The organism is Bacillus sp. NEAU-CP5 (assembly GCF_026420705.1).
In the GTDB taxonomy this organism is placed as follows: domain Bacteria; phylum Bacillota; class Bacilli; order Bacillales; family Bacillaceae; genus Bacillus; species Bacillus velezensis.
On the sequence record NZ_JAPMOV010000001.1, the window covers coordinates 980778 to 993525 of the forward strand.

Annotated in this window: 11 protein-coding genes; 4 read left to right on the forward strand and 7 right to left on the reverse strand. The window is 48.4% G+C overall.

What is annotated here, in order from left to right; genetic code table 11:
* Positions 1 to 56 precede the first annotated feature (56 nt).
* The 4 genes from OTK50_RS04355 to OTK50_RS04370 form a co-directional block, all read right to left on the reverse strand.
* Entirely contained in the window at positions 57 to 2939 is a 2883-nt protein-coding gene (locus tag OTK50_RS04355; RefSeq protein ID WP_221664309.1) for an ATP-binding protein, read from the reverse strand.
* Complete coding sequence (locus OTK50_RS04360) at positions 2936 to 4159, reverse strand: metallophosphoesterase family protein (RefSeq protein WP_088462338.1); 1224 nt, start codon at positions 4157 to 4159, stop codon at positions 2936 to 2938. Before OTK50_RS04360 ends, OTK50_RS04355 begins: the two co-directional genes overlap by 4 nt.
* A gap of 110 nt (positions 4160 to 4269) precedes the next feature.
* Positions 4270 to 5529, reverse strand: a complete 1260-nt coding sequence (locus tag OTK50_RS04365; RefSeq protein ID WP_032871100.1) for an ABC transporter permease — start codon at positions 5527 to 5529, stop codon at positions 4270 to 4272.
* The gene (locus OTK50_RS04370; protein ID WP_221664307.1) at positions 5522 to 6418 is read right to left on the reverse strand and encodes an ABC transporter ATP-binding protein; all 897 of its coding nucleotides are present in this window, start codon (positions 6416 to 6418) and stop codon (positions 5522 to 5524) included. Before OTK50_RS04370 ends, OTK50_RS04365 begins: the two co-directional genes overlap by 8 nt.
* A 105-nt stretch (positions 6419 to 6523) precedes the next feature.
* Here OTK50_RS04370 and OTK50_RS04375 point away from each other — a divergent pair, with 105 nt between their 5' ends.
* Complete coding sequence (locus OTK50_RS04375) at positions 6524 to 6709, forward strand: YhzD family protein (RefSeq protein ID WP_015239502.1); 186 nt, start codon at positions 6524 to 6526, stop codon at positions 6707 to 6709.
* 24 nt (positions 6710 to 6733) lie between these two features.
* Here the strand turns inward: OTK50_RS04375 and OTK50_RS04380 are convergent, their stop codons facing one another.
* Positions 6734 to 7501: an enoyl-CoA hydratase gene (locus tag OTK50_RS04380; RefSeq protein ID WP_007409232.1), complete on the reverse strand. Its 768-nt coding sequence runs from the start codon at positions 7499 to 7501 to the stop codon at positions 6734 to 6736.
* Between the two features lie 184 nt (positions 7502 to 7685).
* On the opposite strand from OTK50_RS04380, the gene OTK50_RS04385 reads away from it, so the two are divergent.
* The 3 genes from OTK50_RS04385 to OTK50_RS04395 are packed head-to-tail and all read left to right on the forward strand — an operon-like array spanning position 7686 to position 9786.
* Positions 7686 to 8039: a hypothetical protein gene (locus OTK50_RS04385; protein WP_007610381.1), complete on the forward strand. Its 354-nt coding sequence runs from the start codon at positions 7686 to 7688 to the stop codon at positions 8037 to 8039.
* 27 nt (positions 8040 to 8066) lie between these two features.
* Positions 8067 to 8564 carry a cation:proton antiporter regulatory subunit gene (locus OTK50_RS04390; protein ID WP_032874321.1) on the forward strand — a complete coding sequence of 166 codons (498 nt, stop codon included), beginning with the start codon at positions 8067 to 8069 and terminating at the stop codon, positions 8562 to 8564.
* Between the two features lie 7 nt (positions 8565 to 8571).
* Complete coding sequence (locus OTK50_RS04395) at positions 8572 to 9786, forward strand: cation:proton antiporter (RefSeq protein WP_221664305.1); 1215 nt, start codon at positions 8572 to 8574, stop codon at positions 9784 to 9786.
* Between the two features lie 24 nt (positions 9787 to 9810).
* Here the strand turns inward: OTK50_RS04395 and OTK50_RS04400 are convergent, their stop codons facing one another.
* Both OTK50_RS04400 and OTK50_RS04405 read right to left on the reverse strand, forming a co-directional pair.
* Positions 9811 to 11100 (reverse strand): lysine N(6)-hydroxylase/L-ornithine N(5)-oxygenase family protein, encoded by a 1290-nt coding sequence (locus OTK50_RS04400; protein ID WP_038457471.1) that lies wholly within the window; start codon positions 11098 to 11100, stop codon positions 9811 to 9813.
* A 101-nt stretch (positions 11101 to 11201) separates the two neighbouring features.
* Positions 11202 to 12704, reverse strand: a complete 1503-nt coding sequence (locus tag OTK50_RS04405) for a coproporphyrinogen III oxidase (protein WP_221664303.1) — start codon at positions 12702 to 12704, stop codon at positions 11202 to 11204.
* Between the last annotated feature and the right edge of the window lie 44 nt (positions 12705 to 12748).

Consider the following 12748-nt stretch of genomic DNA (forward strand, 5'->3'; position numbering starts at 1 on the left):
CCATATCTTACATAATACCAGTATAGCACATACCTCTTTTTTGAAAATAAACTCTTTTATGACAGGAGCCGCATGACTTGTCCGCTGTGAAAAGACCGGCTGACATGCTCATGGCAGGTGAAATAAAGTATCTGCCGCCCGCCTTCTGAAAGCTGATTCAGCACATCAAACAGCCGCTGCAGCCGCTGCCTGTCAAAATGGACAAAACTGTCATCAAGTAAAAACGGCAGTGATACCGCAGATTCCCTCTCTGACGCAAGGGCAAAACGAATCGCCGCATAAAGCTGCTCGCATGCCGCCTGTGAGAGTTCGCCTGCAGAAAACACCGTTCCGTCTTTCCGCATGACCATAATGGAATCATCAGCCTCGGAGAAATACAATTTGTGATAGCGTCCGTCCGTAAGCGGTCCGTATAAGGCACCGGCGGTTTCTAACAGACGGGGAAGCGTCACTTTTTTATGCCGCTCCATTTTTTCCCTTATAATGTGTCTGACCGTCTGTAATGCAGCCCACTCTTTTGCGGTTTTTTTCACGCGCTCCTTCTGCATTTCTGTCTGCTGTTTTAAATCGGATACAAGCCCCGAGGACTCCAGCTGCTCTTGTTTCACCGTTAATAAAGCGGTTTGCTCACGGAGCTGGGCGCTTTTTTCCTCAAGCGTTCTTTTCTCTGTTTCCTTCTGAACGACTGTATGTTCAAGTTCGGACACTGTGCGGCTCATGTACGTCTCCAGCTGTTTTCCGCCTATGCCGGACAAGTGCGTTTTGATTTCGCGCAGCTGCCGCTCTGTTTCCCGGCGGCTTTCATTCAGCCTGGCGAGTTCACAAAAGTGTTCGCGGTTTTTTGCGCCTGCCGCCATGAAAAGCTGTTTGACCTGCTGTTCGTAATAATGAACTTCTTCGTTTAATTCACGCATTTGCTCTTGTGCATGCAGCAGATCCGTTTCGAGCGCCTGTTTTCGTTTTGCTTCCTCACGGGCCCGTTCCGCCTGCGCCAGCAAAACGTGCAGTCTTTCTTTTACGGACAGCTCCCTTCCGTCTGAAGGACTCAGCTTTTTGACCCGGTCCTCAAATGCTCTTTGCAGCTTTTGCAGCCTGCCCGCTTCAATGGTCAGCTCATGCTTGTTAAGGATTTCTTTTTTGACATCTTTCATCACATGATATGCGTCAAGAAGATGGGAAGGACTTCCTGAAAACCCCAGTTCATTCATAAAAAGTTCCGCCTGTTTTTCAGACGGCGCCATTTCGGCCTCCCATTCTTCATATTGGCGGATGACTCTTTCATATGCCGCTTCTTTCTGTTCAAGCACGGCTTGATCCGCAATCAGCTGCTGCCGGTGCCGGCCGTCACGCCAAAGCTCTTCCTGCAGAAGATCAGCCGCTTCTTTGGAGATCGTGGGCTTCTTTTTCTTGTGTCCGGGTCCTCCTCTTTCTGACGGCAGCGGTTTTTGCATGCCTGACAGCATATACAGCAGCAGAGCACCGGTAAAAAGGGCGGCGGGCAGCCATTCCTTTAACATAGCGAAAATCGCAATGAACAGAATGCCCGCACCGAGAAAGAGCTTTTTTTGTTTGGCGCGCTGTTTTTCCAGATGCTGAACATGTGCCTGCCATTCGTTCCCTTCTGTATCAGCCGTTTGCTTATATGATTGTAAAGCGGCTTCTTTTTCTTTCCTGACAGCGGGGTCCAAAATGTTTTCCGCCGTCACGGCATGTTTTCGTTCGGCTTCTTCCAGCTCCAGCCGCGCTTGTTCGAAAATCGCATCAAGCTGTGTCTTTCTTTCTCTTGCCTGTCCGGCGCTCTGCACGGCTTCCTGCAGCCGCCATTCATATTCATAATCGGTGTTCAGTGAAAGAATGCCGTCTTCCTCATGTCTTCCGAGCTGCTGCAATCCTGACGAAACGCGGGCAGATGTCTGCCGGATCTGTGATTGGATGGCAGCAAGCTGTTCGCCGCGCGATTCATACATATGCTGCTCGCCGGAAAGCTCCTGCAGCTGCCGCTCTTTTTGCAGCAAGTCCTCATTTGGAGCGAGCAGATCAGCCTGCCGCCTGAGTTCAGCCGCTTTTGCCCGAAGTCCCTCAAGACGGGCCGCTTTCGGATGGAGATGCGATTCGTATTTTTCAAGCTGATGCATTCCGTCCTTCGGGAATTGCTTCAATGCTTCCGGATAAGAAGAAAGTTCGCTTTCCAAGGCTGTTTTTTTGTCTGCAAGCGGCTTTGCTTCTATCGCCGATTTTACTGTTTTGATTTCTTCAGTTATGTCTTTCAATCGTGCTTCGGCATCCTGCAAACGGCCGCCGGCGCTTTTTTTCTCTTCCAGAAGGCTGTGATAGCCCGCTTCCGCAGCTTCCGCCTGTTTCAGCTGGGCGCTGAGCCGCTTTAATGTATCCAACTCCTGATTTAAGCGGGGGTTCCGCCCGTTCGGCTTATACATCCTGTCAAGTTCTTTTGCCAGTCGCCCGTCAAGCTTTGCTGCCGCTTCCGACCCGAATAAGCTCGAATACAGGAGAAACTCGCCGATTTTGTCCCGGTTAAAAGCTTGAATCTCCTGCAGTCCGAATACATCAAACGAATAGATCGCTTCGTACAGCGCCCGGTCTGTATCGGAGAGAAGCTGTTTGAGCCATTCTCCGTCCTTGATTTCACCTGAAGCCGTATACACTCTGACTTTTTCGGCAGCGCCTTTTGTCCGTTCGATTTTGACAGCACCGTGATCGCCATGCTTCAATTCCACAGTGCCGCCGTAAACCCCGCCGTTTTTCGGTTCGTATTTTTTTGATTTCGGAAAACCGAACAGCACGCTTTTGATGAAGGACATCAATGTCGTTTTCCCCGCTTCATTTAATCCGTAGATCACTTGCACGGGAGAATCTGACAGCTGAAAACTTCGGTCAGAAAATTTTCCATATTGGTAAATATGCATCGCCGTTATTTTCATCGCTGAAGCTCCTTCATTTGGCGTCTTAAAACGGCTTGAGCCTGCCGCTTAATATCCAGTATCTCTTCATCTGTAAATGAAGCCATCTGACGCCGGTATACGGGATGACGCTCCAGGGCTTCAAATACACCGCTCATGTCCGCGCATTGTTCTATGTCCTGAAGCAGCCCTTTAAAAAACGGATCGGGCGGCACGCTGTCTGTTTCGTCCGTCCGATCCTCAAGCGCAAGCGGCCAGACGAAACATTCCTCTTCGGCCTCTTCCTCCTGTAAAGCGGAAAGAAGCTCCTCCGCGATGCCTGCGGGCGCCTCCGTCCAAAAGCGGGGCGCTGCGCCGCGAAGCACCAGCCTGACACATGCCGGGCGGCCCGCCGCGCGCAAGCCGGAGAATGTATCCGATGCGGTTTTCAGAAGTGAAGTCATATGTTCAGCTCCGGAGATATCAAGATCAATCTCCTCCCATAACACATCATGCGCTTCTTTGAATTCCCAAGACATCTCACCGTTTGCCGCCCGGACGAGAAAATATCCCTTAGGTCCGGTTTCTTTTAAATGCCGGGCTTGAATATTCCCCGGGTAAATAGCGGCGGGATGCTGGGCGGACAGAACCTGCCGTTTATGAATGTGTCCGAGCGCCCAGTAATCCATGCCGCTTTTTTCAAGGTCTTCTTTCGTAAACGGGCAGTACGGGTCATGCCCTTCCGCTCCTGATAACATGCCGTGGAGCATGCCGATATGATAAGGCGCGCCGGTCATTTTCCGGTAACGGGCCGCCTGATTGACCGTTACGCTTCTTTCCTGATAGCTGCATCCGTATATGCTTGCCGCAAGCTCCCCGTTTTTAAAGAAAGATTTTTCCTCCGGTGTATCCGAGGTGAAGATATGTACATTTTCCGGCCATTCAATCGGCGTCCACTTACCGCCCAAATGATCATGGTTGCCGAATATGACGAACACTTGGATATCCGCTTCCTGTAATCTCGCAAACTGTTTTCTCAAAAACAGCTGGGCTTTTAAACTTCTGTTGGCTTCGTCAAACAGATCCCCCGAAAGCAGCACGAAATCTGCCTGCTCCCGGAGTGCCCCGTCCGTCAGTCGGCGGACGCTGTGAAATGTGCTTTCTTTAATACGCGCATATACCGGTTCAGGCAGATTCGAAATGCCGTAAAACGGGCTGTCCAGATGCAGGTCAGCGGCATGAATAAACGTCAGATCAGCCATCTCGCCCTCCCCTTTCTGCAAATTGAATTACCCTTATTTTAGCACCGTTTTTATACGAATGCACGTTCTGCAAAATAAAAAAACAGCCCGGCTGTTCCGGGCTGTTTCACTTATTTCTTGGAGATGCGCAGCGCTTGTTTGATCGCTTTGAATCCGCTGGCGTTTCCGTAAATCAAAACGCCGCCTTTGTAAATTTTCGCGCCGACCGCCGCAAAGATCACGATAGTGAGCAGTGTCAGGGCGATTCCGGCCGCAGCCTGCCAAAACGGGATATCGAGCATCCCGACGCGTAAAAACATAATCATCGGCGTGAAAAACGGAATGTAAGATGTAACGGTAATAAAACCGGCGTCAGGATTGCCGATGCCGAACATGGCGATCATAAAACCTGCCACGACTAAAAAAACCATCGGCTGAATCGTCTGCTGTACGTCCTCTATCCGGCTGACAACACTGCCTAGAAACGCGGCAAGCGTCGCGTAAAGAAAATAGCCGAGCAAATAGAAAATGACGGCATAGACTATCGTCGAGACGGGAACATCCGTAAAATTGAGAAATGCACTGATCGGCGACGACGCATCATTTTGAGGGTTCAGCTTCAGTGAGAGATAACCCGCTGCAATCAGCACCGCAAACTGTGTGATCCCCACGAGCGCGATACCGAACAGTTTGGCAAACATCTGCTGAATCGGCGGCATGCTTGAAATTAAAATTTCCATGACGCGGGACGATTTTTCTGTCGCCACTTCCATCGCAATCATGCTTGCGTACATGATAACTGAGAAGTAGATGACAAACAGCATGATGTATACAAGCCCCATTACCTGACCGAGCTCTTCCTCAGACTTCGCCCCTTTTTCCAGCGCGTCTTTGCTGACTTCCGGCGGAGTGTAGAGGCTGCTGACTTTTTCTGCCGAAATGCCGAGCTTGGCGGTTTCAACAGCGGTTTTTGTCTGGGTTAAAGCCTGCTTGAGCAGTTTATACGCTGATTCATCAGAAATGGTCAGCGCTTTGTAGGCACCTGTTATCGTTCCTTTTTGATCTTGTCTGATGATAAACAGTCCGTCCCATTCACCGTCTTTGACACGCTTTACGGCATCTTTTTCGGACTCCTTCGTCTCCATTGCCTGCAGATCATTGTCTGTATCCGCCGCTTTAAGCTGTTTTGCAAACGCCGGGTACAGCCCGCCCGTTTCATCAATCACCGCGATTTGCTGCTTGCCGTCATCCGATTGAAACACGGATATAATCGATTGCAGGTTGGTCACCGCTAATACTAATAAAACGGTAATGGCGGTCGAAATAATGAATGACTTTGTCGTGATTTTGTTTTTATATGTATGAAACAGCATAATCCAAAATTTATTCATAAATGGCCCCCACCTTTTCTATAAAAATATCATGCAGTGACGGCTCTTCCAATTCGAACTTCCGTATAAAACCTTTCCCTTGCAGCGCCCGGAAAATATCCTGAGAAACCGGTTCATTCGCGACCTGCAGTCTGATCCCGTCATTTGTTTCCTTCCATTTCACGACGCCTTCATGCGTTTTTAAAAAGCTGAGGTCATCATCTGAATGAACGGTGACATTTTTTTTGCCGAAAGACCGCTTAATGTCTTTCAGATTGCCTTGAACGACGGGTTTTCCCTTCTGGAGAATGCACAAATTCTCGCAAAGCTCTTCCACATGCTCCATTCGGTGGCTTGAAAAAACGATAGAAACGCCGCTGTTTTTCAAAGAAATAACCGCTTCTTTCAGCAGCTCGACATTCACCGGATCAAGACCGCTGAAAGGTTCATCGAGAATCAGCAGTTCAGGCTTATGCAGGACGGCCGAAATGAACTGGATTTTCTGCTGGTTTCCTTTCGACAGCTCTTCGACTTTCTTATTCTTGTAATCTGTAATGCCGAACCGCTCGAGCCATGTCATGAGCTCTTTTTCCGCCTCTTTTTTGCCCATTCCTTTTAATCTCGCCAGATAGACAAGCTGGTCACTCACCTTCACTTTCGGGTACAGCCCCCGCTCTTCCGGGAGATAGCCGATTTTTTCACTGATGGAATAATTGACCGGCTGCCCTTTCCAGGTGATATGCCCGTCAGTCAGGCTTAAAAGACCTAAAATCATCCGAAAGGTCGTCGTTTTTCCCGCGCCGTTTGCGCCGAGCAGCCCGAACATTTCCCTTTCAGGTATTTGCAGATTCAAATTGTCAACAGCGGTAAAGCTGCCGAATGTTTTCGTTACGTTTTCAATTGTAAGCACGAATCCAACTCCTCCCTTGACCCATTATATACTAATAATGGGTAAAAATTAATGGAGGATTTTAAATTCTTTATTAGAATATCATTCTATAAAGGGGGTGACATGATGGGACAATATGTATTGACCGCATTCCATGCGTCGGGAGAAACGCTGCTGAATGAACGGATCGAAGCAGATAATGAGGCGGAGGCGAAGGCCGCCGGAGAGGCTTTGTTAAAGGAAAAAAAGCTTGAGAACAGTACTCATCGCTTGGTAAATGAAGCCGGAAAGCTGATTTTATTCCACAGATAACAGAAGCTTTCCGGCTTCTGTATTTTACCGGTTAAATTGCGGCGTCCGTTTTTCTAAAAAGGCGCGGATGCCCTCTTTATGATCATCCGTTTTTCTCATATTTTCCTGGGCCTTTCGTTCAAGAGACAAAACGTCTTTTAACCGGCTGATATGGAGGCTCTGATAAATAGCCTTCGTTTCAATCATCGCTGACAGCGGCGCATGCAGCAATCGGTCGATATACGGTTGTGCCCCCTCCGCAGGACCGCCGCTGAACAGCCCGTCGGCCAGCTTGAGCCGCACCGCTTTTTCAGCAGGCAATTTTTCACCGCTCCAAATCAGTTTTTTCGCTTCGATCTCACCGACGCGTCTCATTAATAAATAATGGCCTCCTCCGTCGGGAACCAATCCGATGCCGATGAAATTCATCGCGAGGCGGGCGTTTTCTTCGGCGAGCACCACATCGGCGCACAGCGCGAAACTCAGCCCGAGCCCCGCCGCGGCTCCGTGGATGGCGGCAATCACAATTTTTTTCATATCATAGAGGGTCAGCGTAATGGATTCGATCATTTTCATGAGCCGTTCATATTCTCCTGAATCATGATCCGACGTCATCATCTGAATATCACCGCCCGCGGAAAATCCCCGGCCTTCCCCCCGTAAAAGCACGATAAGCGCTTCGCTGTCGGCTGCCATCACGCATGCATTTTCCAATTCCCGGAGCATTTGTTCATTCAGCGCGTTGTAACTGTCAGGCCGGTTCAACACAATCTCTGCGATCTTTCCCTTTTCTTCATAACGAATATACTGCATGTTTACATCCCCCTTGAATCCGCTTACATATTTTGTTCAAATGATATATTCCTTTCCCCGAAGCAAAACTCCTTTATTTTTCAAGGTCAACGGATACCGAAAAATGCATATCATTTGAAACTGAACATACATTTTTATATAGTGAAATTGATATACAAAACAAAAGGGGGGAAAAACACCGATAATGAAATATGTGATACTCAGCTTGTTACTGAGCTTTTTTATGGTGCTGTTCCCCCCTTCGGATGTCGCTCTTCCTTCCCAATTGGTGACAGAAACAGACAGCCATGTACAAATTTCGGTTTACCCGCAGGAAACGGAATCGGCAAAGACGCCGGTTCAAACCAAAACCGCTCCGCAAGGCCTGTCAAAAGGATACGGTGCGTTATCCCGGATGATCTCCCTGTTATCTGTCAAACCTCTTGATCAATTCATTGATTCCACAATGGAAAGGACATGCGCCATTCCGATACAATACCAGTCAAATTACCTCCGGCATCAGACCATTTCTCATTGCCAATCTGTATTTACGGTGTAAAAACAGTATATTCCGGAGGGATTTTTTATGAATATTAAAGAAAACGATCTGCCCGGCATCGGGAAAAAATTCGAAATCGAAACGAGAAATCATGAAAAAATGACGATCATCATTCATGATGACGGCAGGCGGGAAATTTACAGATTTGATGACCGCGACCCTGATGAGCTTCTGGCAAGCATTTCACTTGATGATGCGGAAGCAAGACAGATTGCCGCGATTATCGGCGGGATGGTGTACAAACCGCAGGCGCTTGAATCGATTGAAATGGCGTTCAGCGATCTGATTATCGAATGGTTTAAAGTTGAAAAAGGGGCAAAAGCGGCAGGGCGTACGCTCGGCGAACTGGATGTGCGCCAAAACTATGACGTGACGGTCATCGCCATCATTAAGCATGACCAGAAAAAGTTTTTAAACCCGGGCGCTGATTCGCTCCTTGAAACAAACGATACACTCGTCCTCTCAGGTGAAAGAAAGCATCTGAAAAAGCTGATCCAAGACTTCCTCTCCAGAGACGGAGTGTGATCTGTTTATGGACCATCTCGTATTTGAAGTCGGTACGGCGTTAGTTCTTGTGGCCATTGCGAGTGTCATCGCCAATAAAATTAAATTCTCGATCATCCCCTTCCTGATCATTTTAGGAATGCTTGTCGGGCCGCACGCGCCCCAAGCGGGCATCATTGACCTGACGTTTATCGAAAGCCGGGAAGTGATTGAATTTTTCGGGCGGATGGGCGTCCTGTTCCTCCTCTTTTACCTCGGGCTTGAATTCTCGGTCGGAAAATTAGTCAAATCCGGAGGTTCAATCGCCGCCGGCGGAACGATTTATATTCTGATTAATTTCAGTTTAGGGCTGATCTACGGCTTTATCACGGGCTTTTCCTTTTTGGAAGTGCTTGTATTGGCGGGCGTCATCACGATATCATCAAGCGCCATTGTCGCAAAGGTGCTTGTGGACTTAAAGCGCACGGCCAATCCGGAAACGGAGCTGATTCTCGGCATCATTATGTTTGAGGATATCTTTCTGGCGGTTTACTTGTCCGTCGTTTCCGGGCTTGTTCTGGGAGACGCGACGTCTGTCGGAGGCGCGCTGATGTCAATCGTGATCGCTTTCGGATATATGCTGCTGTTTTTCATTGCCGCCCGAAAATTGCCGCCTCTCCTGAACAAGCTGCTTGATATCCGTTCAAACGAGGTATTTGTCATCGTCATTTTCGCCGCGCTCTTTTTCATTGCCGGCTTTTCCGAAACGATTCATGTCGCTGAAGCGATCGGCGCGCTCTTGCTCGGACTCGTATTTTCGGAGACGGCCCATTCTGACAGGATTGAGCACCTTGTCGTGCCGTTCCGTGACTTTTTCGGAGCCATGTTTTTCTTCAGTTTCGGTCTCAGCATTGATCCGTTTTCACTCGGAGATGCGGTATGGCTCGCCCTCGGCGCCGTTCTGCTGACGATTGCCGGAAACTTTATCGCCGGCATGATCGCCGGGCGCCGGGCGGGGCTTTCTCATAAAGCATCGTCCAATATCGGGCTGACCATTGTGTCCCGCGGCGAATTCTCCATTATCGTCGCAAATCTCGGCATCGCCGGCGGCCTGTCCGCTTCACTTAAACCTTTCGCCGCCTTATATGTTCTGATACTGGCCATCTTCGGCCCTTTGCTCACGAAAGAATCGAAGCGGATATATCTCCTGTTGAACAGCGTGTTCAAATGGAAGACGCCTGAAAAGAAGCCGCAGAAATCATAAAAAAACTGACCTCTTCATAAGGGGTCAGTTTTTTTGAGCGGGAAGAAATTGCTGAAAAGCCGTTTTTTTATTAATGGAGAAATGCTCTTTTCCCAGAATGGTATTGATGATTTTTTGATTTCTGTAAACAGACAGCTTCAAATTCGTAGCGCCCGTTCCGTGAGCATGATCAAGATTCGTTAATGTGAAAAAATGATGCCGCCTGTCGTCCTTAAAGACAAGACGGGAATCTGCCGTCACTTTAAACCGTTTCTCATCCTCCCATTCGATATCGGGGGCAATTGCCGTAAACCATTCCGGAATATGAGGTTTAAAACCGGTCGCCAATATCACTTTTTCTGAATCGGCCGTAAAGGTTTCATCCATCTGCCATTGATGAAAGCTCAGTACGCAGCGCCCGTTTTGCTTTTCAATTTTTTCAAGCTCCGCCATCGGCTGAATATACACGTCAGGCGAACCTCCGCTGATCGATCTGTGATACAGGGCATCGTAAATGGCGGCAAGTGTGTCAGAATCAATGCCGTGGCGCAGTCCGTCCAGCTCAGGGAGTGTGTTCAGCCGTTCTTTAAAAGGCAGGCGGTTAAAATATTCCACATAATCAGGTGTAAACATTTCCTGCCCGAGCTTGGCGGTTTCCAATTCTCGAAATCCGGCGGAGCGTGTCACCCATTGCAGCCGGCTGCGGCGGTATTGTTCATCGTGCAATAAGTCAGAAAAGATCTCCGCGGCGCTCTGTCCGGAACCGACCACTGTAATTGATTCGGCGCCGGCGAGCTCGTCTTTCCGAAACAAATATTCCGTGCTGACCATCGTGTCCTGACGCGCTTCGTCAGCAATCTCTGCGGGAATAAGCGGCTCAGACCCCGTCCCCATGACGAAATGCTTCGTTTGATAGACACTGATGCTTCCGTCCTCAATGTTCTTGACGCTGACGTCATAATGGTCGCCGGCATTTTTCACACCGATTACCTCTGAGCCGAAACGGCATGATTTGATTTCTGAAGCCGCCCAGCTCAAATAGTCGTTAAATTCCCGTCTCGGAATATCAAATTCATTAAACGTATAAAACCGGTACAGCCGGTCATGTTCATGGAGAAAGTTTAAAAACGTGTAGCGGCTTTTCGGATCGGCGAGCGTGACCAGGTCCGCCAGAAACGCCACCTGTAAATCCGTCCCTTTAATTAATAGACCGGGATGCCACGCAAATTCTTTCTTTTTATCGAAAAAAAGAGCGTCTGTTCCGGGTATATCCTCTAACAATGCGGCAAGCCCTAAATTAAACGGCCCGATTCCCGCTCCTATGACATCATACATATTATGCACCTCTTACGAATAACAGTCTAATGGTCTTTTCCCGTTTTTGCAGACGGTTAAACATAAAAAAACGGCACGCTGATTCCGTGCCGTTTTTGATATTATAATGCAGATTTGACGAACATCTCATCTAAGTATTTGATTTTCTCTTCTGTATAATGCTCGAATCGGTCATTATATGATTTCGGGTCTTTCGGATTGGCGAAGTGCGTGATTTTTCCGGTTTCCGGATGAATGAATTTGCTTGCCGCGCCGCAGCCGATACCGATAATCGTCTGCACTTCTTCCATAATCATAATGTTGTAGATGCTTTCCTGACCAGGGAAGGAGTAGCCGACATTTTCAAGGTTTCCAAGAATGTTTTTCTGCCGGTACAAGTAGTACGGCGTATAGCCGTGCTCTTTTGTCCAGCGGACGGCGTCATCCATCATGCGGGACACTTCCTGTCTGTCGGCAACTTTATACTTATGCTTGTTTCTCGTCATTTCTGACGCCCGTTTAAAAGAAAGCGTATGAACGGTCAAAGATTCAGGCATCAGCTTTTCCGTTTCCTCAAGACTGTGCCTGAACTCAGCCGTCCCTTCTCCCGGCAGGCCGATGATCAGGTCCATGTTGATGTTATTCATGCCGTGTTTGCGGGAAAAATGGTATTTTTCGATGGTTTCTTCAACTGTATGATGTCTGCCGATGGCCTTAAGCGTTTCGTTTTCATAAGATTGCGGGTTGATGCTGATTCTGTCAATCTTATACTTATTTAAAACGGCCAGCTTTTCCTCCGTAATCGTGTCGGGACGGCCCGCTTCAACGGTAATCTCCCTGATATTCGCGACATCCGGGAAAGAGCGGACCATTTCTTCATATAAAAGATCCATTTCCTCAGCGGTAATGCTTGTCGGCGTGCCGCCGCCGAAATAAATGGTCGTCACTTTGATATCATGCCGCTTCAGCCATTCTCCGATTTTCTGCATTTCATAGTGAAGCCCCCATAAAAAGGAGCCGACTCTTCCCGCCTGTCCTTGAATGGCATAAGCCGGAAACGTGCAGTAGGCGCATTTCGTCGGGCAGAACGGGATGCCGATATATATGCTGACTTCATCTTTGACCCGGTACAGATCGGGAACCGCAGCGAGCTGGCGGTCGACGATCTCCTGCATCAGATTGATTTTTTCATCATGGATCAGATAATCTTTTTTCAGATCGGCGTGCGCCTCTTCTTTTGTCAGGCCGCTCTGCAGCTTTTTATGAAGAAGTTTAGTAGGCCTGATGCCGGTTAAGATTCCCCATTTTTGTGTCATGCCCGTATGCGATTGAAGAAGATTTAAGTAGACGTACGACAGCGTGTTTTTCACCTGTTTAAATACTTCTTTTTCGCTCCATCCGGCAAGAAGCGGTTTCGTATGATGTTCCTTTTCGCCGGTTCCTTTGATTTCTCCGGATACCGACACGCTGTCTGCATCTTGAGAAATGGCAAGTGAGATGACGAGATCAGAGGGCTCCTCCGTTTCGCCGTATGCAAGAACACACTCTTCAAAAAATAAATTCGCGATGTTTTGCAGCGGACGATGCAGCCTGTCATCCGTGATGCCGTCTATTTTTATTTGCAATGTGATCACCTTATTTTTCAGATTCAAAACTTTCTTTAGTGTAC